General features: G+C 56.7%; 23 protein-coding genes. 7 read left to right on the top strand and 16 right to left on the bottom strand.

Translation table 11 applies throughout. The features are described from left to right. Positions 1-427 precede the first annotated feature (427 nt). Positions 428-1,603, top strand: coding sequence for a porin (locus AC0J4F_RS20200; protein WP_166672754.1), 1,176 nt, complete (start codon positions 428-430; stop codon positions 1,601-1,603). A 158-nt stretch (positions 1,604-1,761) separates the two neighbouring features. On the opposite strand, the gene AC0J4F_RS20195 is transcribed toward AC0J4F_RS20200, so the two are convergent. Beyond that, positions 1,762-2,676 carry an alpha/beta fold hydrolase gene (locus AC0J4F_RS20195; RefSeq protein WP_473024476.1) on the bottom strand — a complete coding sequence of 305 codons (915 nt, stop codon included), beginning with the start codon at positions 2,674-2,676 and terminating at the stop codon, positions 1,762-1,764. A 274-nt stretch (positions 2,677-2,950) separates the two neighbouring features. Here AC0J4F_RS20195 and dapA point away from each other — a divergent pair, with 274 nt between their 5' ends. Continuing rightward, positions 2,951-3,829, top strand: a complete 879-nt coding sequence (dapA, locus tag AC0J4F_RS20190; RefSeq protein ID WP_473024475.1) for a 4-hydroxy-tetrahydrodipicolinate synthase — start codon at positions 2,951-2,953, stop codon at positions 3,827-3,829. Between the two features lie 42 nt (positions 3,830-3,871). Next, positions 3,872-4,351, top strand: a complete 480-nt coding sequence (gene smpB / locus AC0J4F_RS20185) for an SsrA-binding protein SmpB (RefSeq protein WP_133950617.1) — start codon at positions 3,872-3,874, stop codon at positions 4,349-4,351. A gap of 283 nt (positions 4,352-4,634) precedes the next feature. Here smpB and AC0J4F_RS20180 read toward each other — a convergent pair whose 3' ends face one another. From AC0J4F_RS20180 to AC0J4F_RS20170, 3 genes are all read right to left on the bottom strand, one after another. Then, positions 4,635-5,021 (bottom strand): acyl-CoA thioesterase, encoded by a 387-nt coding sequence (locus AC0J4F_RS20180; RefSeq protein ID WP_473024474.1) that lies wholly within the window; start codon positions 5,019-5,021, stop codon positions 4,635-4,637. Between the two features lie 65 nt (positions 5,022-5,086). Continuing rightward, positions 5,087-6,250: an iron-containing alcohol dehydrogenase gene (locus tag AC0J4F_RS20175; RefSeq protein ID WP_473024473.1), complete on the bottom strand. Its 1,164-nt coding sequence runs from the start codon at positions 6,248-6,250 to the stop codon at positions 5,087-5,089. A 92-nt stretch (positions 6,251-6,342) separates the two neighbouring features. After that, on the bottom strand, positions 6,343-6,750 hold the full coding sequence (locus AC0J4F_RS20170; RefSeq protein ID WP_473024472.1) for a DUF2000 family protein: 408 nt from the start codon (positions 6,748-6,750) through the stop codon (positions 6,343-6,345). 16 nt (positions 6,751-6,766) lie between these two features. Between AC0J4F_RS20170 and AC0J4F_RS20165 the strand changes: the two genes are divergently transcribed. Next, entirely contained in the window at positions 6,767-7,648 is an 882-nt protein-coding gene (locus AC0J4F_RS20165; protein ID WP_473024471.1) for an AraC family transcriptional regulator, read from the top strand. Here the strand turns inward: AC0J4F_RS20165 and parC are convergent. Further along, positions 7,645-9,897, bottom strand: a complete 2,253-nt coding sequence (gene parC / locus AC0J4F_RS20160; RefSeq protein ID WP_473024470.1) for a DNA topoisomerase IV subunit A — start codon at positions 9,895-9,897, stop codon at positions 7,645-7,647. The two genes, AC0J4F_RS20165 and parC, sit on opposite strands and share 4 nt — an antisense overlap. 294 nt (positions 9,898-10,191) lie before the next feature. Here parC and AC0J4F_RS20155 point away from each other — a divergent pair, with 294 nt between their 5' ends. Continuing rightward, on the top strand, positions 10,192-12,240 hold the full coding sequence (locus AC0J4F_RS20155; RefSeq protein ID WP_473024469.1) for a putative bifunctional diguanylate cyclase/phosphodiesterase: 2,049 nt from the start codon (positions 10,192-10,194) through the stop codon (positions 12,238-12,240). Between the two features lie 13 nt (positions 12,241-12,253). Here AC0J4F_RS20155 and recO read toward each other — a convergent pair whose 3' ends face one another. From recO to rpoZ, 9 genes are all read right to left on the bottom strand, one after another. After that, on the bottom strand, positions 12,254-13,009 hold the full coding sequence (recO, locus tag AC0J4F_RS20150; RefSeq protein ID WP_473024468.1) for a DNA repair protein RecO: 756 nt from the start codon (positions 13,007-13,009) through the stop codon (positions 12,254-12,256). 61 nt (positions 13,010-13,070) lie between these two features. After that, positions 13,071-13,970, bottom strand: a complete 900-nt coding sequence (era, locus tag AC0J4F_RS20145) for a GTPase Era (RefSeq protein WP_473026453.1) — start codon at positions 13,968-13,970, stop codon at positions 13,071-13,073. A gap of 120 nt (positions 13,971-14,090) precedes the next feature. Continuing rightward, a complete protein-coding gene (rnc, locus tag AC0J4F_RS20140) occupies positions 14,091-14,798 on the bottom strand; it encodes a ribonuclease III (RefSeq protein WP_473024467.1) in 708 nt (235 codons plus the stop codon). 48 nt (positions 14,799-14,846) lie between these two features. Next, the gene (gene lepB, locus AC0J4F_RS20135; protein WP_473024466.1) at positions 14,847-15,599 is read right to left on the bottom strand and encodes a signal peptidase I; all 753 of its coding nucleotides are present in this window, start codon (positions 15,597-15,599) and stop codon (positions 14,847-14,849) included. A gap of 113 nt (positions 15,600-15,712) precedes the next feature. Next, entirely contained in the window at positions 15,713-16,144 is a 432-nt protein-coding gene (gene acpS / locus AC0J4F_RS20130; protein WP_473024465.1) for a holo-ACP synthase, read from the bottom strand. Between the two features lie 54 nt (positions 16,145-16,198). After that, entirely contained in the window at positions 16,199-16,687 is a 489-nt protein-coding gene (locus AC0J4F_RS20125) for a DUF2062 domain-containing protein (protein WP_473024464.1), read from the bottom strand. 149 nt (positions 16,688-16,836) lie between these two features. After that, positions 16,837-17,418, bottom strand: coding sequence for an orotate phosphoribosyltransferase (gene pyrE / locus AC0J4F_RS20120; RefSeq protein WP_473024463.1), 582 nt, complete (start codon positions 17,416-17,418; stop codon positions 16,837-16,839). A 31-nt stretch (positions 17,419-17,449) separates the two neighbouring features. Then, positions 17,450-19,690, bottom strand: coding sequence for a RelA/SpoT family protein (locus AC0J4F_RS20115; RefSeq protein ID WP_209173414.1), 2,241 nt, complete (start codon positions 19,688-19,690; stop codon positions 17,450-17,452). A 103-nt stretch (positions 19,691-19,793) separates the two neighbouring features. Next, entirely contained in the window at positions 19,794-20,195 is a 402-nt protein-coding gene (gene rpoZ / locus AC0J4F_RS20110) for a DNA-directed RNA polymerase subunit omega (protein WP_133950589.1), read from the bottom strand. 380 nt (positions 20,196-20,575) lie between these two features. On the opposite strand from rpoZ, the gene AC0J4F_RS20105 reads away from it, so the two are divergent. Both AC0J4F_RS20105 and AC0J4F_RS20100 read left to right on the top strand, forming a co-directional pair. Next, a complete protein-coding gene (locus AC0J4F_RS20105; protein WP_447234364.1) occupies positions 20,576-21,166 on the top strand; it encodes a LabA-like NYN domain-containing protein in 591 nt (196 codons plus the stop codon). Positions 21,167-21,176: 10 nt separating this feature from the next. Then, positions 21,177-21,836 carry a uracil-DNA glycosylase gene (locus tag AC0J4F_RS20100; RefSeq protein ID WP_473024462.1) on the top strand — a complete coding sequence of 220 codons (660 nt, stop codon included), beginning with the start codon at positions 21,177-21,179 and terminating at the stop codon, positions 21,834-21,836. A 6-nt stretch (positions 21,837-21,842) separates the two neighbouring features. On the opposite strand, the gene AC0J4F_RS20095 is transcribed toward AC0J4F_RS20100, so the two are convergent. Next, entirely contained in the window at positions 21,843-22,622 is a 780-nt protein-coding gene (locus AC0J4F_RS20095) for an arginyltransferase (protein ID WP_133950583.1), read from the bottom strand. A gap of 30 nt (positions 22,623-22,652) precedes the next feature. Next, the gene (locus AC0J4F_RS20090) at positions 22,653-24,491 is read right to left on the bottom strand and encodes an SLC13 family permease (protein ID WP_473024461.1); all 1,839 of its coding nucleotides are present in this window, start codon (positions 24,489-24,491) and stop codon (positions 22,653-22,655) included. Between the last annotated feature and the right edge of the window lie 153 nt (positions 24,492-24,644).

Below are 24,644 nucleotides of genomic sequence, written 5' to 3'. Positions count from 1 at the left end.
TTCTCTGGAATTACGATCTACGGGCGCTCTGCGAACGGCGTTGAGGCGCGAAGCGATTCCTCGGCGCGATTCCGGTCTTTTGGGGCGTCGAAGCCATGCTGTTCTGTGGAGCAAGACCAGCTCAGAAACCCCTTTTAATCCCCTCAAACGTCTCTAAATCCTACCAAATCCTAAACGTCGGGGCTGATTTTGTGACATTCACGCAACACCGGTTTCTGAAAACCCTGCCCGGCGGCTCCAAACCGGATTTCTGAGTTGAACGGCAGATCGGGATGCGTATGGTCACAACTGCGAGCGGCTTCGGGCCGCACTGATTTGCATACCGCGGACGTCCAACCTCCGGCAGGAAGCAAATACAGAAATTATTCGCGGGGATAATGGCATCACTTTGATGCTGGCAAATTTGACTGATTTTTGGAGGTCAGACATGAAACTCTTTAAGGGCATGATGCTCGGCGCTGCAGCCGTTGCTACCGCCACAACTGCTCAGGCAGCTGATCTTCCGGTTGCTCCGGAGCCGGTTGACTACGTACGTATCTGTGACGCTTACGGCGCTCGCTTCTTCTACATCCCGGGCACCGAAACCTGCCTGCGTGTAGGTGGTCGTGTTCGTGCCGACTACGGCATCTCTGACTTCGGCAACTCCGGTCCGAACGCTTGGGATTCCAAAGCTGACAACAGCCTGCGTTTCCGTGCTCGTGGTTACATCCGCCTCGACGCTCGTACACAGACCGAATTCGGCCTGCTGCGCACTTACACCGACGTTTGGTTCACTTCAAACAACTCCAACTTCGGTTCTGCTGGCGGCAACACTGAGCTGTGGGACGCATTCGTTCAGCTCGGCGGCTTCACCTTCGGTCGTACCGGTTCTTTCTTTGACTACTGGACTGGTGAATCCTGGGGTTCCCGCATCGGTCAGGGTCTTGACTCCCGTGCAAACCTCGCAGCTTACACCGCGACCTTCGGTAACGGCCTGTCTGCAAGCGTCTCTCTCGAGTCCAACACCGGTGAGCGTTCCCCGAACACCTACATCGGCGGTTACAACCGCGGTGGCTTCCGCTACCCGGCTCTCGTTGCCAACGTGAACGTAGTTCAGGGTTGGGGCGGCGCTCAGTTGATGGGTGTTGTTAAAGCTAACCGTGCTTCCACAGCTCCGGTTGACTCTGAGACCGGTTGGGCTGTTGGTGCATCTGCACGCTTCAACCTGCCGATGCTCGGCTCCAACACTGGCCTCGGCCTGCGCGCTGTCTACGCTGACGGTGCAATCGGCTACATCCACGAAGCATACGGTTCCTACGACGCGACCCTCAATGCTGCTGGCAACGGCCTGTCCAACTCCACCGGTTGGGGCCTCGCAGCTGGTATCACTCACTACTGGACCCCGACCATCTACACCGCGGTTCAAGGTCAGTACTGGGATATCGACGCTCTGAACTCTGCTAACGACCTGTCCGCTTGGTCCGCTCACGCGACCCTTGGCTGGACACCGGTCTCCGGTCTCGTAATCGGTACTGAATTCGAATACCGTGACGAAGACTTCGGTGCTGGCGGCGTAGACAACCAGGACATGACTGTTACCTTCCGCGTACAGCGCACGTTCTAATCAATCCTTATCGTAAGGTTTGATGGAAAACCCGGCGGAAACGCCGGGTTTTCTTTTTGCTCGGAACGACCTGCGGCAAAGAAAAAAGCCGGGACCCAAACGGGTCCCGGCTTTTTCTCTCTTTGTTTGGCGCAACGGCCAGACAAATACGGGGATTGTCAGACCTTGCTCAAAAATTCTCCGATACGCTCATGCGTCTCGCTGTCCCACAAAACAGGCGCGTGACCCTGGCCTTCAACCGTGTGAAGCACAGCGTTCAAGTGGCTATCCACCATCCTTTGTGCAGTGTCTTCCCCCAAAAGGTCTGATTTTGCGCCGCGAATGACCATAACGGGCCGGTCTTTCAAAAACTCGTAAAGTGGCCAAAGGTCGGGAACCGGAGCGCCGTCATCAAGACTTGCAAATTGATGCCCAAGGGCCGGATCGTAGTCGAGCACAACCTTTCCATCCTTCTCAGAGGCAACCTGGCCCGCCATTTTCAGCCAATCGTCAGCTGAAAACACCGGAAACTGCATTCCGAGCATGTGCCGGAGCGAGCCGGCGACTTCATCAAGGGACGTATAAAACATGTTGCGGCCAAGTGTTGCCGCAATCCGATGGATGGCCCGCATCTCGATATGAGGCCCGATGTCATTGAAAATCACGGCGGCCAGCCGGTCGGGTGGGTACCGGTGGGCCATTGCGAGCGCATGCAGCCCGCCCCGCGATGTGCCCAGAATCGCAAAACGGTCGAGTTTGAACGCCTTGATCGCGGCATCGATGTCCTTTTCCTCGACGGGAAGCGCATAGTTCTGCCACTCCGGGTCCCAATCACTGTCGCCGCGTCCGCGATAGTCCAGGGCGATAACACGGTGACCCTGGCCTTGAAGAAAAGCTGCGATCTCATTGAAGTCGCGTGTATTTCTCGAAAGGCCGGGAAGGCACAGGACCGTGACTTTTTCGTCTTTTGCCGCGGACTGTGGCACGGGCCATTCTTTTGCCGCCAGCGTCAGCCCGTCCGGGCTTTGATAGGTCAAGCTGACCGGAGCGCTGGATGGGACAGCGTGCGGCGGTTCCTCTGGTGCAAGCGTCAAGGTGGTTCTCCCTAGGATATGTTGTGTTTTTTTGAAAGATAACTGGAGCGCGCGGCGGCTGCCATAGGAAGATTGCTTAAACGACACACCCACCAGGTGGGTGAAATCCGAACCAATGGTGCAACAGCCGCAAGAAAAGCGAAATTGAGCCTTCTAAACAGCAGTTGCAGGATTGCCGGAAGCGGGCCGGGTGAGTATGTTGCGCCTCCGTTAGAACTCTTTGGGCATTCGTCCCAAGCTTAGCCACGTACTGCCGATCCAAAAGGAAACCGAGATGTTTAAAGGCTCCATCCCAGCGCTTATCACGCCTTTCAAGGACGGTGCGCTTGATGAGAAACGGTTTCAGGAGTTCGTGGATTGGCAGATTAAGGAAGGCTCCACTGGCCTCGTTCCGGTCGGAACCACCGGTGAAAGCCCGACGCTCGGCCATGACGAGCACAAGCGCGTTATCGAGCTCTGCATCGAGGCCGCCAGCGGCCGTGTTCCGGTCATCGCCGGCGCAGGCTCGAACAACACGATCGAAGCGATTGATTTCGCCCAGCACGCCGAAAAGGCGGGTGCGGACGGGCTTCTTGTCGTAACACCCTACTATAACAAACCGAACCAGGCGGGCCTGAAGGCGCACTACAAGGCCATCAATGATGCTGTCGGGATTCCGATCATCATTTACAACATTCCGGGGCGGTCAATCATCGACATGACACCGGAGACCATGGCTGAGCTCTTTGAGACCTGCGACAACATCAAAGGTGTCAAGGACGCAACTGCGGACATGGCAAAAGTTTCGCGGCAGCGCCAGTTGTGCGGTCCGGATTTCATTCAGCTCTCCGGTGAAGACATTTCTGCGTTGGCTTTCAATGCACATGGCGGGGTGGGCTGCATTTCGGTAACAGCCAATGTCGCACCGCGGCTGTGTTCGGAGTTTCAGGCTGCGACACTTGCCGGTGATTACGCGAAGGCGCTGGAGTATCAGGACCGTCTCGCACCGCTTCATCGGGCCTTGTTCCTTGAACCGAGCCCAACAGGGGCCAAATATGCCTTGTCGCTTTTGGGTAAGATCGACGAAGAGCTGCGGTTGCCGCTCGTTCCGATTTCCGAAGGCACGCAGGCAGAGATCCGCAGCGCGTTGTCGCATGCAGGTCTGATCAACTAATACAAAGAAGGGCGTGCTGCGGCGCGCCCCAGGAATACGCTTATGGCTCCGAAAAAAGGAGGGCATCCGGGCCGGACCATCATCTCCGACAACCGGAAGGCCCGGTTCAATTACGAGATCGAAGACACGCTGGAAGCCGGCATCGAGCTGAAGGGGACGGAAGTCAAATCCCTTCGCACGGGCAAGGCGAATATCGGCGAGTCTTACGCTGCCGAGCACAAGGGCGAGATCTGGATCTACAACGTCTATATCCCGGAGTATCTACAGGGGAACCGGTTCAACCATGAACCGCGCCGTCCGCGGAAGCTGCTCTTGCACAAGCGCGAAATCGGCAAGTTGGCTGGAGCCGTTCAAAAAGACGGCAAGACGATTGTGCCGCTCAAGCTCTATTTTAATGAACAGGGGCGGGCGAAACTGGAACTGGCCCTGGCGCGCGGCAAGAAGCTTCATGACAAGCGTGAGACGGAGAAAAAACGCGACTGGCAGCGTGAGAAGTCTCGTTTGATGAAGAATTTTTCCTAAAGCGGTTGTTCATAAATTGAGTTGGCTCTCGGCCACGGCGTGTGGAACAGCCTGTCTATAACCTGTTGCTAGCGTGTGGATAAGCTGTGGGTAGACCACTGTTGATCACCTGTGCGCAGCTTGTAGAGATGTGGAAAATTCTGCTCAATCGAACGGCAACTCTGCTGGTGGTCTATAGCGTGTCGCGTTTAAATAAATTCAGGCTGCTTCAGGTTTCGCGTACGAGGTAAAGCCGAGTGGCAGCGAAACCTGAATCCGCATAAACGCGATTTGCTTATGAGCGCTAACACAGCGTTTCCAGAACCTTGCGGGTTTCGTCCGGAATTGGAAGCGGGCGCCGGGTTCGTCTGTCAACATGGATATGAACAAAGCGGCCGTGTGCGGCAGTCAGAAGGTCTTCGCCGGAAAAGAGACCGACCCGGAAAACCACTGAGCTCTTGCCGATTTGTTCTATTCTGAGACCCGCTGAAACAATGCTCGGGAACAACAGCTCCGCGAAATAGTTGCAACCCGTCTCAGCAACAAGAAACACGGTTTCTCCGCGCATCGGATCCAGCAGACCATTTTCGATATACCAGCTGTTCACGGCAGTATCGAAGTAACTCAGGTACTGGACATTGTTGACATGACCATACATGTCCACATCCATCCACCGGGTGGGGATTTCCAAAAAACTTCCGAAATCTGACCGTTGCAGTGGTTCTGCGCGCTCAGGCGCTGAAGTTTTGTTTGCCGTCATAGGGCCGCCGCGTAGATGTTGAAGGCATCCGTCTCGGTCACTTCACGCGGATTATTCACCAGAAGACGGGTTTGTTTCATGGCATCACTCGCCATTTTCGGCAGATCCTTTTCAGAGATACCAACTTCACTCAAACGGGTCTGCAGGCCGAGTTTTTCCGTAAGTGTGGCGAGACGCTTTGCAAAGGCGTCCGCACGCTCGTTGGCGCTGGGAAGATCAATTAGATCCGGAAACAGCGCCGGTGCGAGCTCTGCGTAGGTCGATGCAGCTACCGCATTGTTGAATGCAAGCACATGCGGCAGGACGAGCGCGTTCGAAAGCCCATGCGGCACGTGGAATGTTCCGCCGATCGGGTAGGCGAGGGCATGCACAGCTGCGACCGGGGAATTGGCAAACGCCATTCCAGCGAGTTTCGAGCCGAGCAACATGCCGCCACGGGCGCTCACATTGCCAGGATCAAACACGGCGGTTTCAATATTGGCGCCGAGCAGTTTCAATGCTTCGACCGCAAGCGTGCGCGACAATGGATTGTTGTTGGCGGACTTTGAAGCATAGGCTTCGATCGCATGCACCATGGCATCAACGCCGGTGGCAGCAGTCACATGGGCTGGCAGCCCAAGGGTCAAAAGTGGATCGAGAACGGCCAAATTCGGCAAGAGGTGCGGGGAAACAACGCCGCGTTTTTCATCTGCCCCAACCGTGATGATCGAGATCGGCGTGACTTCAGATCCGGTGCCCGCGGTGGTCGGGATCAAGATGAGGGGCAGGCGGGGGCCTTTGGCGTTGCCGATGCCCCAGGCATCATTCAGATCTTCACCGCTGCCGAGCAATAGGGCGACCAATTTGGCGACATCCAGAGAGGACCCACCGCCAAACCCGATGATTGAGGTCGCGCCGTGGTCCTTGGCCGCTGCGACAGCCTCTTCGACCAGTTTCTGCGGCGGATCGGCAACGACTTCGGAAAAGCGGCCAATCTGATATCCTGCGGCGGTCAGGCTTGCTTCACACGCTTCTTGCAATCCAAGGGAAACGATCCCCGGATCGGTGACCAGAAAGGGCCGGCTACCCAGAAAATCCGCTGCATGCCGGTCAAGCGCAGCTGCGGCACCATTTTCAAAAACAATCCGTTCGCTGGTATGAAAAGTAAACGCCGCGACCATATTCCCTCCCGATTTTTTGCAAGTGTGCAAAACAAAACCGGCCGCGTCGAGGGGCAATTGGTCGGGATCATGAAACGCCCGTGTAAAATGGTTTATCCGTGCATCTTCGCGCCTTTGGAAATCTTGTCTGCGGTCTTTTTGTCCGCGTGAAAAGCAATCCCGACGACCTTTGCGCTATCTGGAGTATGCTCTGCAAAGACCGCGCGGTTGGCGCTGTCGTGGCCGGTTGAGAACATTTCTTCGATGTAAAGGCTCGATTTGACTTGCCGCTCAAGCGCGCGCCGGTTGATCTTCTTCAACGTTTCTGCATTGGCAGCCAGAACGATCACAGGTTGGACGCTCATCGGATGATAGACATTGCCGTCAGCGTCTTTATAGGGCATTCCGATGATGTCCGGCTTGGCGGCGGCGACGCCGGTAGACAAGAATGCAGTGACGTTCAGCTTCTGCCACATGGCCAAGTCTTCGCGGACGACGATGACGAATTTGGTATCGAACATGAATGAAAATTCCAGAATGGGATTTGAGGAAAGGCGAGAGACGGCCAGCCTAGGCGGTGCGGCCGGAAACGGTCTTGAACGTTTGTGCAAAATCGGTCGGGACGGCATTCGCGTCGCGCCGACAGAAGCCGGGATTGAGCGGATCGAAGCCAATTTTCAGGGCAACGGCTTCTCGCCTCATCGTCATGATACCTATGCCATTGGCCTGACATTGCACGGCGTGCAGCGGTTCAAATATCGCGGTGCGGTGCGGGCGTCTTGCCCCGGCCAGGTGATCGTCATCCACCCGGATGAAGTTCATGACGGCGGGGCCGGAACAGAGACCGGTTTGCGCTACAGGATGATGTATATCCCGCCGGAAATGATTGCGGAGGCGCTTGGCGGGAAGGCGCTGCCCCACGTTGCAACTCCCGTTCTGACGGATCCAGTGTTTCAGAGAAGCTTGATCGAAGCCTTGCAGGATCTCGACGGTGCAATGGGGGACTTAAGAGTTTCTGATCTTCTGGCAGATCTGGCCAGCTGTTTGAGCCGCTTCTCAGATGATGCACGTCCCGTCCGGCGGACGCTCGACTGGCCGGTTCTGAAATCCTGTGCCGCGTATTTAAAAGAACATGCGGCCGATCCGATTGACTCAGGTGATCTGGAAGCAGTCTCAGGTCTGGACCGGTTTGCGCTGTCCCGACAGTTCCGGGCGGCTTTTGGAACGAGTCCGCACCGGTATCTGGTCATGCGCCGTTTGGAGCGGGTCAAGAGCGGCCTTGCGGGTGGCGAATGCCTTGCGGCAGCGGCCACGGCCGGCGGCTTTGCAGACCAAAGCCATATGTCCCGTCATTTCAAACGTGCGTTTGGCATGTCACCTGGAAAATGGCGGCAGTTGAATGCCGCCAGTTTGGCTTAAAGCTTCTTCGGTCCAAACTTGTTCGAGCGCGGGAACCCGGTCGGGGGCAAGCGGCCTGCTTGGCCGCGGTCACCGAGCCATTCGGAAAGCTCCTCCAGCGAGCGTGTGAAGCTGCGCCCGGAACTGTCGGTCCAGGTAAGACTGTCTTCGCCTTTGAACACGCGGATGTCAGAGACATTGCCATCCCGGTAGCGCTGCAGGCGGACGCCGCGGCCGCGCCCCATCTGAGCGATTTGCGCGAGCGGGAACACTAGAAGCTTCCGGTTCTCGCCAATGATCGCAACATGATCGCCGGTCGCATCGACACACAAAGCAGCTTCAGCCGGTGCTGTGAGGTTCAAGACCTGTTTGCCCTTCCGGGTGTTGGCAACGACATCATCTTCGCTGACGACAAAACCGCGGGCTTCGTTGTTGCTGAGGAGAAGGTTCCGTCCGGGTTTGTGAACGAAGGCGCTGACGACATCCTGTGCCTCGTCCATTTCCACCATCAAACGGATCGGCTCGCCATGGCCACGTCCGCCCGGCAGGCGGTCCGCACCGAGCGTGAAGAACTTGCCGCCGGTGGAGAAGACCAAGATCTTGTCGGTCGTCTCCGCATGGAAGGAGAGCTTCAGCTTGTCGCCTTGCTTAAAGGAAAGGCTCGAAAGGTCTGCCTGGTGGCCCTTGAGTGCCCGGATCCAGCCTTTTTCAGAGATGATGACCGTAATCGGTTCTTTTTCGATCATCGCCTGCTGGATGTCGACCAGATCCGCTTCCGGGGCTTCCGCCTTGTCTGTGCGGCGCTTTCCGATCTCTGTCTCTGGTCCATAAACCTTGGCGATTTCGCCGATTTCCTTGGAGATCTTGGTCCACTGGCGCGCATCGGATCCAAGCAGTTTGGTCAGCTGATCCTTTTCATCTGTCAGCTTGTCGTGTTCCTTGCGGATCTCAAGCTCTTCCAGCTTGCGCAAGGAGCGCAAACGCATGTTGAGGATCGCTTCCGCCTGGACGTCGGTCAGCTCGAAGGTGCGGATCAGCGATGCTTTGGCGTCGTCTTCCTCGCGGATGATGCGAATGACTTCGTCAAGGTTGAGATAGGCGATCAGGTAGCCGGCCAACACCTCCAGCCGGTGATTGATCTGGCCAAGCCGGTGTTCGGAGCGGCGAACAAGGACGACCTTGCGGTGGTCCAGCCACTCCCGCAGTACCTGCTTGAGGCCCATTACCATCGGGACCTTGCCCATGGATAGAACGTTCATGTTCAGCGAGAACCGGTTTTCCAGATCCGTCAGCTTGAACAGGGATTCCATCAAGATGTTGGCATCTACGTTCTTGGAGCGCGGCACCAGAACGATCCGGATGTCTTCCGCGGACTCGTCGCGCACATCGTCCAAAAGCGGGAGCTTTCGGGCTGTCAGCAGCTCAGCGATTTTTTCAATCAACCGGGACTTTTGAACCTGATAGGGGATCTCGGTGACAACAATTGCCCATTGCCCCCGGCCAAGCTCTTCCACTTCCCAGCGGGCCCGCACCCGGAAGCTGCCACGCCCTGTGGCGTAGGCCTCGCGGATAGAACCCTGATCGGAGACCAGCAGGCCACCGGTCGGGAAGTCCGGGCCTTTGATGTGCTCGAGAAGCTCATCGACTTCAGCATCCGGGTTCTTGATCAGAAGCTGACAAGCGTTGCAGAGTTCAAAGGCATTGTGCGGCGGGATCGAAGTCGCCATGCCAACCGCGATACCCGAGGAACCGTTGCCGAGAAGGTTTGGGAACCCGCCTGGAAGGACGATCGGTTCTTTGTCTTCGCCGTCATAGGTTTCGCGCCAATCGACCGCATCCTCGTCCAAACCGTCGAGAAGACGTTTGGCGGTGTCGGTCATGCGGGCTTCGGTGTACCGCATGGCCGCGGCGTTATCGCCGTCCACATTGCCGAAGTTGCCCTGACCATCGATCAGCGGATAGCGTTGTGCAAAGTCCTGGGCCAGGCGGACCAGCGCATCATAGACCGCTTGGTCCCCGTGGGGGTGATACTTACCGATGACATCTCCGACGACGCGGGCGCATTTCTTGAAACCCTGGCCTGGATCCAGCTTCAAAAGCCGCATCGCGTAGAGCAGACGCCGGTGCACCGGTTTCAGGCCATCACGAACGTCAGGCAGAGCCCGGTGCATGATGGTTGACAATGCGTAGGCCAGGTAGCGCTCTTCCAGCGCGTCCTTCAGGTTGATGCCTTCAATGCCGCTTGGCGGCGGTGTCACTTCTTGTCCCATACTTGCTTGCTACCGGCTTCCGCGAAGCAGTTCAATCAACCGGCGCGCACATAGGGATCAAAACCGCAGATTTTCAACGGTTTTCCGCATCATACACAGGCAGCAGCAGGTGCGGTTTGAGTTCAAATTCGAGCGCTCACCGCAACCCTGTCAGTTTGAGTAGGTGTTTCGGTTTTAAATGCGACCATTAGTTGTTCTTTTACCGTAAAAATAACAATGAAAAAGGCATTATGGTGTTTTTAACACCTCGGATCGAGGCTGTCTGAGAAGTTGCCCGAAATGTAACGAGCAGGATTGTCGACGATCATCGGTATGAACAGAGTTTCCAGCCCTTTTTCTGGTTTGAAGTCCGCACTGTCCACTTGGTTGCTGGATGACAGCCAGGACATTGAAGTTGCAAAAGCGCAGTATGAATCGACACGGCGCCAGGCCCCTTTCCTTTACATCATCCGGTTCATCTGCGCCTGGACCATTGCGTTCACGCAAATCAGTTACGCGCCGCTTTGGCTGGTCCTGATCTATCCAATTTGCACAACAGTCTGGTCCTATTGCCGTATTCGCCGTCTTTGGTCCGCACCAAAATCACCTCCGAGAACTTTGGAGGCCTTGATCGTCTGGCGGAAGAGAACACAGATCATCGCAGCCCTGGCCCCCTCCATTTTCACAATCTGGGCTCTGGTGCTGTTTCCCTATGGAACTGCGTTTTCGCAGGTTCAGATTTTCCTGGCGATCCTTGTCGGCAACCTGAGTGCCTTGTTCAGTCTGACGCATCTGCGCTCAATCGCGGTTACCAACGCGGTTTCCAGCACAGGCATCTACACACTCTTCTTCAGCTGGTACGGGGACCCGGCCTATCAACTGATGGCACTCTTTGGGGTGGCGGTTACATTCTTCGTGGCGCTCATAGAAATGAACACCTATCGTGACTTCATTTCGCTCATCAAAACCGGCACGCGCTTTAAAGAGCAAAGCCATAATCTTGAGCAGAAACATCGGGAAACCAAAAAACTCAACGCGTTGAATTACCAGCTCGCCACCACCGATCATCTGACCGGTGTCGCAAACAAACGGTTTTTCCGGCAAGAACTGGACCGGCAGCTTCGCGCCGCGAATGCATCGGGAGAGCGTTTCGGTCTGTGCATCTTCGACATCGGCGGCCTTAAATCGATCACTGAGATTTACGGACTGGATGCCGGAGACCAGGTGTTGAAGGAAGTTGCCCGCCGCCTAGCCGGCATGGAAGGTGAAGGGGTGTTTGTTGGCCGGGTCGGCGGCGACGAATTTGGACTCTTCGGGACCTGCGATCCTGAAAAGTATCAAAGGGTGGAAGCGGCGTTTGAGCGCCTGATCGAGCAACCGGTTGAAACGAAACAGGGCCGTTTCCGGCCCAACTATTCCGCCGGCATAGCCCACTCCAATGGGGCTGTGACATGTGCGACGGAATTGTTTGAACGGGCTGATTTTGCCCTTTCCACCGCTCGTGAAAACCGCAAGGAAACCTCTGTTTCCTATGATGCGTGCCTTGATGCCCGCCGGTCCCGGGACACCGAGATCCTGTCAGCGTTGCTCGATGAAGAGACCAGAGACGGTCTCCACCTTGCGTTTCAGCCGATCATCGATATTCGAAACAATTCAATCCTCGGCGTTGAGTGCCTCGCGCGTTGGCATCATCCCCAACTTGGCCACGTCGCACCGGTCGACTTCATCCCGCTCGCCGAACGGTCCGGTGTGATCAATCAGATCAGTCTCGATCTGTTCGAAAAGGCTTTGTCTCAGGCCAAAACATGGCCGGAGAGCCTTCGGCTGTCGTTCAACCTGTCGGCGTCCAACTTGTCTTCAAGACGTTTCATCGTTGAGTTTCTGAGGATCCTCAAACAATCCGGGATCGACCCTCAGCGGTTGAGCTGTGAAGTGACCGAAACGTCCGTCATGTGGGACTTCAAGGAAACACGCCGCGCGCTGGACACCTTGAAGGAAGCCGGCGTCCGGATTTCCTTGGATGATTTCGGAACCGGATACTCGAGCCTTTCCCACGTGCATCGCCTGCCGCTCGACTGTATCAAGATCGACCGCAGCTTTGTGTCTAACCTTTGTCCGGGAAGCACCGGCTATGGCATCGTGAAATCACTCCTGGCACTCAGCCGGGATATGGCAATCTCGTGTGTGGTCGAGGGCGTTGAAACGGAAGAAGAACTGTCAGTCCTGAAAGACCTTGGGGCATCATTCGTCCAGGGCTATCTCTTCTCAAAACCGCTCAATGCTCCGGAGTTGGCACAGCTTCTGGCAACGGGATTACCGGAGCGCTCAGCCCCTTCAATCGACGGGCTTCCAAGAGCCAGCTGATCTGGGCTCAGGGTCAAAAATTCCAAGGGAATTCAGATCTGTAGCGTTTTTCCAGCGCATTCGTCAGAAGCGCGCGCGTGCCGCTGTCAGTGATGTTACGCTCGCCAAGCTGCCGGTCGAGAAAGAAGCCGGTCAGTTGAAATCCTTGGGTGACATCTTGCCAGGTCAATTCGGTCCCGGCTTGCCGCTGCCCCTCCAGCAAAAACGAGGGCAGGGGGAGCAGCTTGTCATGATAGGGCCGCCCGGCCTCCCGGCTCACAGCGCGGGAAGAGCGCGGCGAGACGTAGGCAAGGTCATCGGTCGTTCCGGTCGCGGCACAGGAGGTCAGATCCAGACCGGCCCCCAGTTCCTGTAGCAATTCCAGCTCAAAGCGGATCATGAGAGCGGCAGCGGCATCGCTTGCATCAAGGTGATCCAGCACAACATTCAGCGCGCCATAGATGCGCGGATAGGGATGGCGTTCTGGGAGAAGCCGGACCAGCGCGGCAAGGTGTTGAACGGCAGCCAATCCAATTCCGCTGTTCATCAGGTCAGCAGCACGGGCCGTGTGTGGTTCTATCTGGAATTGCCCAAGGTGATCGGAGATCCGGGCTTTCCAGGTGAGAGACAATTCATTGCCGGGCTGCAATGCAGGGCGGTGGCGCTTTGATCGGCCACCACGAACAAGGCCGAGGTGACGGCCGCGATCTGCGGTCATCACTTCCAGTATGACGTCGTTTTCGCCGTGCTTGCGGGTGGTTAGCACCACACCGTGTCCACTCCATTCCAACGCGACTGTCCCTTGCTCAGGCCGACGCTAGACCGTGCCGGATTCGCTTGCACAAGGCCAACTACTTTGGAAACTCCAGCCCCATTTCCCGGTAGCGCTCGGGATCATCGGCCCAGTTTTCACGGACCTTAACGAACAGGAACAAATGCACTGGTGCTTCGATGATGTCCGAGATCTCGCTGCGCGAGGCCTGGGAGATCTGCTTGATCGTTTGGCCCTTCTTGCCGAGCACAATGCTCTTCTGGCTGTCGCGCTCTACATAGATGGTCTGTTCGATCCTGGCTGATCCGTCTTTCTTGGTTTCCCAGCGCTCGGTCTCGACCGTCGAAATGTAAGGCAGCTCCTGGTGCAAGCGCTCAAACAGCTTTTCGCGGGTGATTTCAGCCGCGAGAATGCGCAAGGGCAGGTCGGACGGCTGGTCTTCCGGATACAGCCAAGGGCCATCCGGGACCTTTGAGGAAAAGTAGTTCAGGATCTGCTGCGTGCCGTCGCCGGTCAGTGCGGAGATCATGAAAGTTTCTTCAAACTCAATGTGTTCATTGACCGCTTGCGCAATCTTCAACAGCTTCTCCCGATTGGCAACATCGGTCTTGTTCAGGATCAGCACCTTTGGTGCTGTCTGACCCTTGAGGCGCTTGAGGATGGATTCCACTTCTTCATCGATGCCCTTCCGAGCGTCGATCAAAAGAGCGATGACATCGGCATCGCGTGCACCGCCCCAGGCCGTGTCGACCATGGCGCGGTCGAGCCGCCGTTTGGGCTTGAAGATCCCAGGAGTGTCGATGAATACAATCTGGGCAGTGCCGTTCATGGCCACACCGCGCACGATGGAGCGGGTGGTTTGCACCTTGTGCGTGACGATCGAGACCTTTGTTCCGACCAGCTGGTTGATCAGCGTCGACTTTCCGGCATTCGGCGCGCCGATCAGGGCGACAAAGCCGGCCTTCGTGTCTGATGGCATTGCCCCCAGCGGGTCGGGCAGGGGAATATCGAAGCGGCCTTTCGGCGCGACAAACTCTGTACCTTCGTCGTCGGTCTCAAAGTCTTCTGGCTCGTTTGAGGTGTCGTCGCTCAACGTCGTTCAGTCCTTCCACACGCCTTCGCGGCGCAGCACCGCCTCGGCGGCGTGTTGTTCGGCAATCCGTTTCGACCCGCCTGTTCCCTCACCGTTCTTCAGGCCCTGCACAATGACGGACACTGTAAAGCTTGGTGCGTGGTCCGGGCCTTCCCGGCTCGCAACTTCGTAGCGCGGCGTTGGCAGGCTCTTGGATTGGGCCCACTCCTGCAACGTAGTCTTTGCGTCTCTCAAAGGGCCGGTCCAGGATAACATACGCGGCTCCCAAAGGCGCCGGACGAATGCATCTGCGGCGTCAAAGCCGCCATCGAGATAGATCGCGGCAATGATCGCTTCGCAGATATCTGCAAGAAGAGCGGTCTTCTTTCGCCCGCCCGTCTGAGCTTCGGCCTGACCGATCCGCATGGCATCACCGACGCCGAGTTCACTCGCGATTTCGGCACAAGTTTCCCGCTTGACCATGTGATTGAAGCGGCGGGCGAGTTCCCCTTCATCGGCTTTGGGGAAATGGTGATGCAGCATGGATGCCACGACCAGTCCCAAGACCCGGTCGCCCAGGAATTCCAGCCGCTGGTAGCTGCCGGTCACGGTATCAGCCGGATCCAAAGCGCTGGCGTGCGTCAACGCGACCCGGAGGAGCTCCAGATCCTTGAATTCGTAAGCCAGCGCGGCCTTCAGCGCTGCGATGGGGTTTTGTTTTTTTTCTTTTGTCATATCGTTGGTCCGGTGCTGGTCACCGGACACTGCCACTCAAGAAGAGCCTCAAAGGCCCCGGCCGATGCGGTCCCAACGGACTGTCCATGGCCATGTCCAGATTTGCCAGGCTGGCGTGCCGTCACCGATGGAGAAGAACAGGATCTCTGCCCGGCCGATAAAGTTTTCATAAGGAACATAGCCAACCCGGCTGAGGACACGGCTATCAACCGAATTGTCTCTGTTGTCACCCATCATGAAATAATGCCCTTCCGGCACCGTGTATTCACGTGTGTTGTCCAGTTGGCCGCGGTCCGTGATGTCCAGTGTGTCGTAGCTCACACCATTGGGAAGTGTTTCACGGTAGCGCGGAACCCGGCGCACAGCGCCAGAAGAGGACTCTTCGATGTAGTCGTCGATCCTGACCCGCGGGACAGCTTCCCCGTTGATATGAACGACCCCATCGATCATCTGAACAGTGTCGCCCGGCAGGCCGATGACCCGCTTGATATAATCAATGGAGGTGTCAGTCGGCAGCTTGAAAACCGCGATATCGCCGCGCTCCGGCTCAGCATCCCAGACGCGGCCGGAAATCGGCGCCAGACCAAACGGGAAGGAATATCGCGAATAGCCGTAGCTGAACTTGGAAACGAACAGGTAATCGCCGATCAGCAACGTGTCTTTCATAGACCCGGAAGGGATATTGAACGGCTGAAAGAGAAAAGTCCGGACGACAAGGGCGATCAGAAGGGCCTGGATTATGACTTTTACGGTCTCGTAAACGCCGCCTTCCTTATCTTTTCCGTTTTCGGTCACGCTCATGCTGTCCCTAAAGTTGTTCTCTAAAGTCCGCCGGAGCCGGTGCCCGGATATCGGCCACTCTTAGCCGGTTGCGGCCGGTGAAGCAATCAATAGCCAAAGGTTCGCTGTTATGCTCACGAGGAAGTTGTTGATGGGGGCTCCGGCCAGTCTTCCGGCCACGCAGAAATGACAACGAAGGCCTGCGCCAAAGGAAAATCGTCGGTGATGGTCAGGTCGATGGCTGCCTTGAAACCTTCCGGGACCATTGCGTTCAGCCGGTCCGAGGCTCCCCCGGTCAGGCTGATGGTCGGTTTTCCCGAAGGCAGGTTCACGACCCCCATTTCCCGCCAAGCAACACCCATGCGAATTCCGCTGCCCAGTGCCTTGGAGCAGGCCTCTTTGGCTGCAAACCGCTTGGCGTAGGACGCTGCCCTTTGTGCGCGCCGATCGGACTTGGCCCGTTCCACTTCAGTGAAGACCCGATTGGTGAAACGCTCGCCAAACCGGTCCAGGGTCTTTTCGATCCTGCGAATGTCGATGAGGTCACTGCCAATGCCCAAAATCATGTTTGGTCAATTCCGTTCGTTCCGTTCAGGCCGCTTATGTAAGGTGGGATCCCGTCAGCTGCCAGGGTCCTCGTCAAAGGAGCGGTTCGGCGGCGGGAACAGACGCTTGTTCCGGGCGTCAAGTGTGACTTTCCGGCGCCGCTGATACACCTCAACGCTCTTATAGACGATAAAATACGAAACCGTGCCGAGCACCAGACCCATGGGCACCGCGCCGATGAACATGGGTTTGACCATAGGCAACAGCGAATCGAGCGACTTTGCAAAGAGCGAGCTTTGGAACTGTGCATGGACCGCATGTGGGTCAGCATCCGGGGCCTGACCATAAAGCACCCACTGACCGATCTTGTAGGTAAACGCCCAAATGAACGGAAAGGTGAGTGGGTTGCCGATCGATGTGCCCAGCGCCGCCGCAATCATGTTACCGCGAAGGACCCAGGCCAATGCGAAAGCTGTCAGAAAGTGAAAGCCAATCAGAGGCGTACACGACGCAAATGCCCCGGCTGCAAAGCCAATGGCAATCGCATGAGGCGTTGCCGTCAACCGCAGGACACGCTTGCCGAAATAACGTGTCGACCGGGCCCAGCTGTGCCGAGGCCATACAGCTACCCGAAGGCGCTCGACATGTGTTGGTCTATTACGGCGGCGGAACAGCATGTGGCGGCGTCAAATCCTCTCAATCACACTTTTAATCAGGCGAGGCCCCGGCTGCCCGGTTTGACGGCCGGCAGCGCGGCAAGTTCCGGCGGCAGGTTGTCCGGTTCGTAGGCCGGAACCTTGTAATCCGCCAGAGCAATCACAGGAACCCCTGCATCTGCCTCACCGCCGGACCGGTCGATCAGGCAGGCAACAGCAAGAACTTCAGCACCAAGTGCTTTCAGAGACGTTACCGTTTCGCGGCTGGATAGCCCGGTTGTGACAATATCTTCAACAATGATAACCCTTGCGCCTTCCGGCATCTCAAACCGGCGCAAACGGAACTCACCGTCTTCCCGCTCGACCCACATTGCCGGCACATCAAGATGCCGTGCAGTTTCATAACCCGGAATAAGTCCGCCAAGGGCTGGGGAAACAACAATATCCAGAGGCCCGAGATCCGATGCCTTGATCTTCTCAGCAAGCGCCTTGCAGAGGATTTCCGTCTTGTCCGGGTACATGAAAACCCGCGCCTTTTGCAGGAAGATCGGGCTGCGAAGGCCGGAAGTCAGGATAAAATGTCCTTCGAGGATGGCACCGGCATCGCGGAAAACGGACAGCACGTCGTCACGTGTCATAAAGCGGGTCCTTTTGACTTGATCAGTCCGGTCAGCCGTTCACCCGGCTTACACTGGAGACATTCGGTTTGGAACGGAGTTGATTGATGATGCGGTTCAAATGTTTCAAATCCCACACTTCCAAATCAATCAACATTTGATGAAAATCCGGTGCGCGTTGAAGCATTTTGACGTTATCGATGTTGCCACTGTTCTCGCCAATGACCTGCGCGATCGTTGCCAGTGATCCGGGCTCGTTGGCAGCGGAGATATCAAGCCGCGCCGGAAACCGCTCCGGATTGTTGACGTCAATATCCCAGCGAACATCAACCCAGCGCTCAGTCTCGTCGTCATATTCTTTCAAGGCAGGCGATTGTATCGGATAGATGGTCAGCCCGCCGGATGAGGTCAAGATCCCGACAATGCGATCACCGGGCACAGCGCCGCCATCTGGAGCAAAGCTGACCGGGATATCGCCGGACAGGCCCCGAATTGGCAGAGCATTGTTATCTGACCAATCATCGCCGTCCTCAACGATTGCACCGGCAAGCCCTGTTGGAGGTATGCGAAATTTAAGACCATGGCCTTGTTTAAGGTCAAACCAGCCTTCGCCGGACGGTGGTCCGGAAATGGCGACACGTTCATCCTGATAATCGGGATGGGCGGTTTTCAATACGGTCTGGGCGCTGAGATCGCCCCGGCCTACGGCGGCCAAGAGATCTGCAACGCTGTTTTGGTGATGCGTGTCCAAGACCGCCTCGAGAAGGTCTTCCGAGTAGCTCTTGTCGGCACGTGCAAAGGCGCGTTTGAGAATGTGCTCGCCCAGCGCGCCGTATTGCTTGCGCACCGACTCCCGGGTTGCCCGGCGGATCGCGGCACGCGCTTTTCCGGTCACGGCAATCGCTTCCCAGGCCGGCGGCGGTGTTTGCGCCTGCGACCGGATAACTTCAACCTCATCGCCATTGTGGAGCGCGGTGACCAGCGGCATGATCTTTCCGTTGATCTTGCAGCCGACGCACGTGTTGCCGATATCCGTGTGCACCGCATAAGCGAAATCGATCGGCGTCGCGCCGCGCGGCAGGGCAATCAGGCGCCCTTTCGGTGTGAAGCAGAACACCTGATCGTGGAAGAGTTCCAGTTTCGTGTTTTCAAGAAACTCTTCTGGTGTGTCCCCTTGAGCCAGAAGCTCTGTGGTCCGGCGGAGCCATTCAAACGCGCGGCAATCCTCGGTGTGATTGGCAATGTTCCGCCCACCGAATTCACCGTCCTTGTAGAGCGCGTGTGCGGCAATCCCGTATTCGGCGACCCGATCCATGTTTACTGTACGGATTTGAAGCTCGACCCGTTGGCGGGAGGGGCCCACAATCGTCGTATGCAACGACTTGTAGTCGTTTTGCTTCGGTGTGGAGATGTAATCCTTGAACCGGCCCGGAACCGTCGGCCAGGTCGTGTGAATGACACCGAGTACCCGGTAACAGGCTTCTAGGGTGCCAACGGTCACCCGGAATCCGTAGATATCCGAAAGCTGTTCAAACCCGATCGCCTTGCGCTGCATCTTGCGGAAGATGGAGTAGGGGCGTTTTTCGCGGCCTTTGACCAGCGCGGCCATGCCTCTTTCCGACAGGCGCTCAGTCAGGGTCGTCTCAATGTCGAGAATCAGATCCTTGTTTCGCTCTCTGAGGTCTTCCAGACGTTCGTTGATCGTCTCATAAGCTTCCGGATTGAGCGTATGGAAGGAAATGTCCTCCAGCTCTTCCCGCATGTCATGCATGCCCATGCGGCCGGCGAGGGGCGCATAGATCTCCATGGTTTCTTCCGCGATCCGGCCGCGCTTGTGCTCCGGCATGTGATGGAGCGTGCGCATGTTGTGCAGCCGGTCGGCGAGCTTCACCAACAGGACACGGACATCATCTGCGATTGCGAGCAGAAGTTTTCTGAAATTCTCCGCCTGCTTTGCTTTCCTGGACACCAGGTCCAGGCGGCTGATCTTGGTCAGGCCATCGACGAGTTTGCCGATCTCCTCGCCGAACAGAGAATCGATCTCTGTGCGGGTCGCGTCCGTATCTTCGATGGTGTCGTGAAGCAGAGCAACGGCAATCGTCGCATCATCCAGGCGCAAATCCGTAAGGATCGCAGCAACTTCCAGAGGATGAGAAAAATAGGGGTCACCGGAGGCTCGCATTTGCGAGCCGTGTTTTTGCATGGCGTAAACGTAAGCCTTGTTGAGCAAGGCTTCGTCGGCATCAGGGTTGTAGCGGGTGACACGCTCAACCAATTCATATTGACGCATCATGGTCGAGACTGACCCATGCAACCGCCAACATACAAGGCGGAACTGATTAGCTGCGGCCAGAGCGCCAGGTCAGTCCAGCAACGCTCCAGCCATGAGAATGATATCAAATATCGTCGGTCCGCTCAGGCGGCACAAGGCCTTCCAGGCCGCGCAGAAGATCTTCTTCTGTCATGCGGTCGAACTCGACGGCACTGTCGTCAACGGTGTTAACCTGAGTGACCTGCTGTTGACCTGGAACGGCCACAACCGGAACAGATTCGGCTTCCGGCTCATCCACTTCAACGAATTTTTGAAGCGAGTGAATCAGATCTTCTTTCATGTCTTCAGGGCTGACGGTCTGTTCGGCGATTTCACGCAGAGCGACAACAGGATTCTTGTCGTTGTCGCGATCGATCGTCAACGGAGAACCACTGGAAATCATGCGAGCGCGATGCGCAGCAAGCAGCACCAGCTCAAACCGGTTTTCGACCTTGTCGATACAATCCTCGACGGTCACGCGCGCCATTCGACGTCTCCATAGCTTTAGGAACAAGAACTTCAAGCGTATAGTGATGCCCTTGGCAAAAAGCAACCCCTTGTCGAAAATCCGGGGAGACGGCGGAAATTATACAAAAATCAGGTTATTTTTTCACAGCCTGCGCGCCATAGCCGTTGCGGCTTGGAGAGGAGATAGTGTACGCCAGTCCTTAGCGCCCTATATCTAAAAAGGCGTTCTAGAAGAACTAAAAATAATCTGATCACGCGAATGGCGAGAAAGCAGCCAGTGATCGGAAGTTATATGCGGTCATTTTGTTTTTGTTCCGTGAGGTTCCTTTGGTGGGAAGGAAACTCGGGTCAGCGGCCTCAAACAGGATGCGCATACCACTTAGAAGGGTTTCAATATAAATGTTTGATGCACGAGAAAAGGTTGCCTTGTTCATCGACGGTGCAAACTTGTATTCGACTGCCAAGGCCATCGGCTTTGACATTGATTACAAGCGTCTGTTGAAGGAATTTCAAGGCCAGGCCTATCTGTTGCGTGCCTACTATTATACGGCGCTGATTGAGGATCAGGAATATTCCTCCATCCGCCCGTTGATCGATTGGCTCGACTACAATGGCTATAAGGTCATCACGAAGCCTGTGAAGGAGTTCGTTGACAGTGCGGGACGCCGCAAAGTCAAAGGCAATATGGATATCGAGCTTGCTGTTGATGCCATGGAACTTGTGGAATCCGTGGATCACATCGTGCTCTTCTCCGGTGACGGCGATTTCCGCTCACTGGTCGAAGCGCTTCAGCGCAAAGGCCGCAAGGTCAGTGTTGTATCGACCTTGAAAACACAGCCGCCGATGATTGCCGATGATCTGCGCCGTCAGGCCGATCACTTCATCGATCTGGCAAGTCTTGCCAACAAAATCGGCAGGGATCCGTCCGAACGTCCTCAGCGTCCTCCAATGCCGGAGGTCGATGACGAGGATGAAGACGACGATTACTAAGAGCGGTTAGATGCCGGTCCATGATGTTCAGGCTACGCCCGTCGATCCGCCTCTGGATTGCCGGGCGTGCCCTCGTTTGGTTGAATTTCGGGAAGGTCTTCAGGCCGAGCATCCCGAATGGTTCAATGCGCCGGTGCCGTCCTTCACGTCACCAGACCCGAGATTGCTTGTCATTGGACTGGCGCCGGGCATGCGCGGTGCCAATGCGACCGGGCGCCCATTCACCGGCGACTATGCCGGTGATCTCCTCTACAAGACCATGTTGGATTTCGGTTTCGCCGAGGGGACGTACAAAGCGCGGCCGGACGATGGATTGGTGCTGACTGACGCGCTGATTACAAACGCCGTGCGCTGTTTGCCGCCGCAGAACAAACCAACCGGACCCGAAATAAAGACCTGCCGACCTTACTTGTTGTCGACACTAGCAGCCAACCCGTCTATCCGGGCGGTCTTGGCACTTGGTCGGATTGCGCACGAGACGTTTTTGACCGCTTTGGAATTGAAACGGGCCCAATTCCCGTTTTCACACAATGGGCGTCATGAACTTCCGGGAACGGATCTTGTCTTGTTCGACAGTTACCACTGCTCCCGGTACAACACGAATACAGGGCGTTTGACCGAAAACATGTTCCGCGATGTCTTCACGTCGATCCGTCAGCACATTCCGTAGGAAGCGTCAGTCTTTTGTTGAGTCGCCGGGTCCACTCGGCGCGTCGACTGTCGTCCAGCCGTCCGGCCCAAGATGTTCTTGTGGCCGGAAGCGCGCCTTGTACGCCATCTTGACCGAGCCATCGACCCAATAACCGAGATAGATGTAGGGCAGGCGGAGTTTTCGTGCGCGCTCGATGTGATCGAGAATCATATAGGTGCCGAGCGCGGTCTCGGTGAAGGCCGGATCGTAGAAGGAATACACCATCGACAGGCCGTCGCTGAGTTGGTCGCTCAAAGCAACGCCAAGCAGCGGCCCAGTCCCGGCGCCTGTTATGAATGTATCCGGTCCGCGTTTGCGATACTCGATCACCATCGTCTCGACATGCGTATCCTCCACCATCATGGCGTAATCGAGGATACTCATCTCGGTCATGCCGCCGTCTTCGTGGCGCGCCTGCAGGTAATCGCGAAAAAGATCATATTGCTCGGCCGATGGACTCGGCGGAAGGCGCGCTCCGATGACATCCGCCCCGGATTTCCAAACCCTCTTGAGCGACTTTGTCCACTTGAAGTCGTCGACGCGAACACGCACGGAAACGCAAGCCTGGCAGTTCTCGCAGGCCGGACGATAGGCGATGTTCTGACTGCGCCGGAAACCACCTTGTGTGAGCACTTCGTTGAGCGCGGGGGCGCCGTGGCCGACGAGATGCGTGAACACCTTACGCTCCTGCAAACCCTCAAGATAGGGGCAGGGCGCGGGGGCAGTCAGATAAAACTGCGGATGGTCGGTCGGGTGGCGTGTCACCAGCTATTCCTACGGCGTAAAAGTCGTCCCTCACAGCCCATAGTACCATGGTGCGATCAGTGAGAAGGTCAACCATAAAACAAGCGCCAGCGGGACGCCAGCACGCAGGAAATCAGCAAAACGGTAATGTCCGGGTCCCATCACAATCAGGTTGGTTTGATATCCAACGGGCGTGGCAAACGACGTGTTCGCGGCAATGATCAGGCAGACAATAAAGGCTTCTGGCGGCTGGCCGATCTGATCAGCGAGATTGATGGCAATGGGTGTGAAGAGGACCGCGGCCGCGTTGTTCGACAGGAAGTTCGTCAGGATCATCACCATAAAGAACAAGGCGGACAGGACGACGCCAGGCGGGCTGCCGTGAAGGATGTCGGCAAGTGACATGGCAATAGCCGAGGCGCCCCCGGTGGATTCCAGGGCGACCGCCCCGGCAAGCGAGGCACCGACCAACATGAATATCCGGCTGTCGATGGCTCGCATGGCCTGACGGATGTTGAGGCATCCGGAGGCGATCATGGCAAAGGTCCCGGCAACGGCTGTGGACACAATCGGTATCAGGCCTGAGGCCGCGAGCGCGACAACGCAGGCAAAAATCGCCAATGCTCTCGGCGCATAGCGTTTGCGTGGAACTTCTGCCGTCGACCAATCAAGCAGCAGGACATCGCGGTTTCCGCGCAGCCGTGCGATATCTTCTTCAGAACCTGCGACTAGCAGAACGTCACCTGCTTCCAGGCGGATATCATTCATGGCCATGCGCGGCATGCGGCTGCGGCGCTGAATGCCCATCACAAGACAGCCGGTTTCTGTATAGAAGCCGGATTGCGGCAGTGTGCGCCCCATAAGGCGCGAAGCCGGCGCAACGACAGCTTCCGCAAGGCTGAGGGAACTATCCTGGTTTGGCGTGGCCTCACGGCCGGTTACATTGGTCTCGCCCCCATCGGTTTCCATCAACGGCTGGCGCCGTGCCAGAGCATTCGCAAGTGCGGTGCGGGTTGCGGCCACAATCACGGTATCGCCCGGAGACAGGATGACATTCTCAAAGGGCGGAAGAAGCGGTTGCTGACCACGCTGAACCAGGCGGACGGTCATGTCCTTGAGGCTTGGAAACATGCCGGAGACGGCTTCGGTGCCGACCAGCGGGTGCTCATAGGTGATTTCGATTTGGGCGATGAACTGCTTGCCGGACGTTGCCTGAAATTCTTCAGCCATGGTTTTGCGATTGCGCATCAGGTGCGGCATGACGAACAAAACGTAGAGGATACCGGCACCGGCCACCATGATCCCGATTGGGGTGAAGCTGAAGAAGGTCAGCTTCAGATCCGAGGACTGCGCCGCGTAATTGGCCACCAAGAGGTTGGTCGAAGACCCAATCAGTGTGGTCATGCCGCCCAGGATCGCGATGAACGAGAGCGGCATCAACACCCGCGAGGCCGATTGTCCGGCTGTTGCCGCGACAGCGGTCAGGATCGGCAGAAACATCACAACCACTGGCGTGTTGTTCAAAAACGCGCTGAGGACGGCGACGGCCAGCAGGATTGGAGCAGTCGCCCATTTAGACCGGCCGCGGGTCCAGCGGACGATGGCCTTGGCCGGGCCTTCCAGGGCATCTGTCTGGAACAGGCCCTGACCAATAACGAGGAGGCAGATGACAGTGATGAGGGCCGGATTGGCAAAGCCTTCCAGAAAATCGCCCGTTGAAACGCGCGATCCGTCGCTGTGAAAGACCGGTATCAGCGAAAATATTACAATGAAGCTGGTGACGGATCCGAGCGCGACCGTTTCGATCGGGTAACGCTCAAGCGCATACAAGACGACGGTGGCGGTCAGGACCACAAAGGTCAACGCCATCGCGATATCAACTGAGAGCATTCACCCGCCTAGATCCTAACTGCCCATTTCTTTTCGCAGTTTAGACCAGCCGCTTTGGGCTTTGGAAGGGCTCACCTTTCGAATTCACACCCGGAACGCTGCTCATATTTCATGCAGAGCATTGAAAAAAGATCATTTTTTCTTTGAGCAAGA

It is taken from the genome of Roseibium sp. R5 (genome assembly GCF_055755305.1).
This window is presented reverse-complemented; position numbering and strand designations above follow the sequence as displayed.

What these genes read in the sequence shown, in the direction of transcription:
- AC0J4F_RS20200 (WP_166672754.1), top strand. Translation starts at nt 428, where the DNA reads ATGAAACTCTTTAAGGGCATGATGCTCGGCGCTGCAGCCGTTGCTACC.
- dapA (WP_473024475.1), top strand. Translation starts at nt 2,951, where the DNA reads ATGTTTAAAGGCTCCATCCCAGCGCTTATCACGCCTTTCAAGGACGGT.
- smpB (WP_133950617.1), top strand. Translation starts at nt 3,872, where the DNA reads ATGGCTCCGAAAAAAGGAGGGCATCCGGGCCGGACCATCATCTCCGAC.
- AC0J4F_RS20175 (WP_473024473.1), bottom strand. Translation starts at nt 6,250, where the DNA reads ATGGTCGCGGCGTTTACTTTTCATACCAGCGAACGGATTGTTTTTGAA.
- AC0J4F_RS20170 (WP_473024472.1), bottom strand. Translation starts at nt 6,750, where the DNA reads ATGTTCGATACCAAATTCGTCATCGTCGTCCGCGAAGACTTGGCCATG.
- AC0J4F_RS20165 (WP_473024471.1), top strand. Translation starts at nt 6,767, where the DNA reads ATGGGATTTGAGGAAAGGCGAGAGACGGCCAGCCTAGGCGGTGCGGCC.
- parC (WP_473024470.1), bottom strand. Translation starts at nt 9,897, where the DNA reads ATGGGACAAGAAGTGACACCGCCGCCAAGCGGCATTGAAGGCATCAAC.
- era (WP_473026453.1), bottom strand. Translation starts at nt 13,970, where the DNA reads ATGCCATCAGACACGAAGGCCGGCTTTGTCGCCCTGATCGGCGCGCCG.
- rnc (WP_473024467.1), bottom strand. Translation starts at nt 14,798, where the DNA reads ATGACAAAAGAAAAAAAACAAAACCCCATCGCAGCGCTGAAGGCCGCG.
- lepB (WP_473024466.1), bottom strand. Translation starts at nt 15,599, where the DNA reads ATGAGCGTGACCGAAAACGGAAAAGATAAGGAAGGCGGCGTTTACGAG.
- acpS (WP_473024465.1), bottom strand. Translation starts at nt 16,144, where the DNA reads ATGATTTTGGGCATTGGCAGTGACCTCATCGACATTCGCAGGATCGAA.
- pyrE (WP_473024463.1), bottom strand. Translation starts at nt 17,418, where the DNA reads ATGACACGTGACGACGTGCTGTCCGTTTTCCGCGATGCCGGTGCCATC.
- AC0J4F_RS20115 (WP_209173414.1), bottom strand. Translation starts at nt 19,690, where the DNA reads ATGATGCGTCAATATGAATTGGTTGAGCGTGTCACCCGCTACAACCCT.
- rpoZ (WP_133950589.1), bottom strand. Translation starts at nt 20,195, where the DNA reads ATGGCGCGCGTGACCGTCGAGGATTGTATCGACAAGGTCGAAAACCGG.
- AC0J4F_RS20105 (WP_447234364.1), top strand. Translation starts at nt 20,576, where the DNA reads ATGTTTGATGCACGAGAAAAGGTTGCCTTGTTCATCGACGGTGCAAAC.
- AC0J4F_RS20100 (WP_473024462.1), top strand. Translation starts at nt 21,177, where the DNA reads ATGCCGGTCCATGATGTTCAGGCTACGCCCGTCGATCCGCCTCTGGAT.
- AC0J4F_RS20090 (WP_473024461.1), bottom strand. Translation starts at nt 24,491, where the DNA reads ATGCTCTCAGTTGATATCGCGATGGCGTTGACCTTTGTGGTCCTGACC.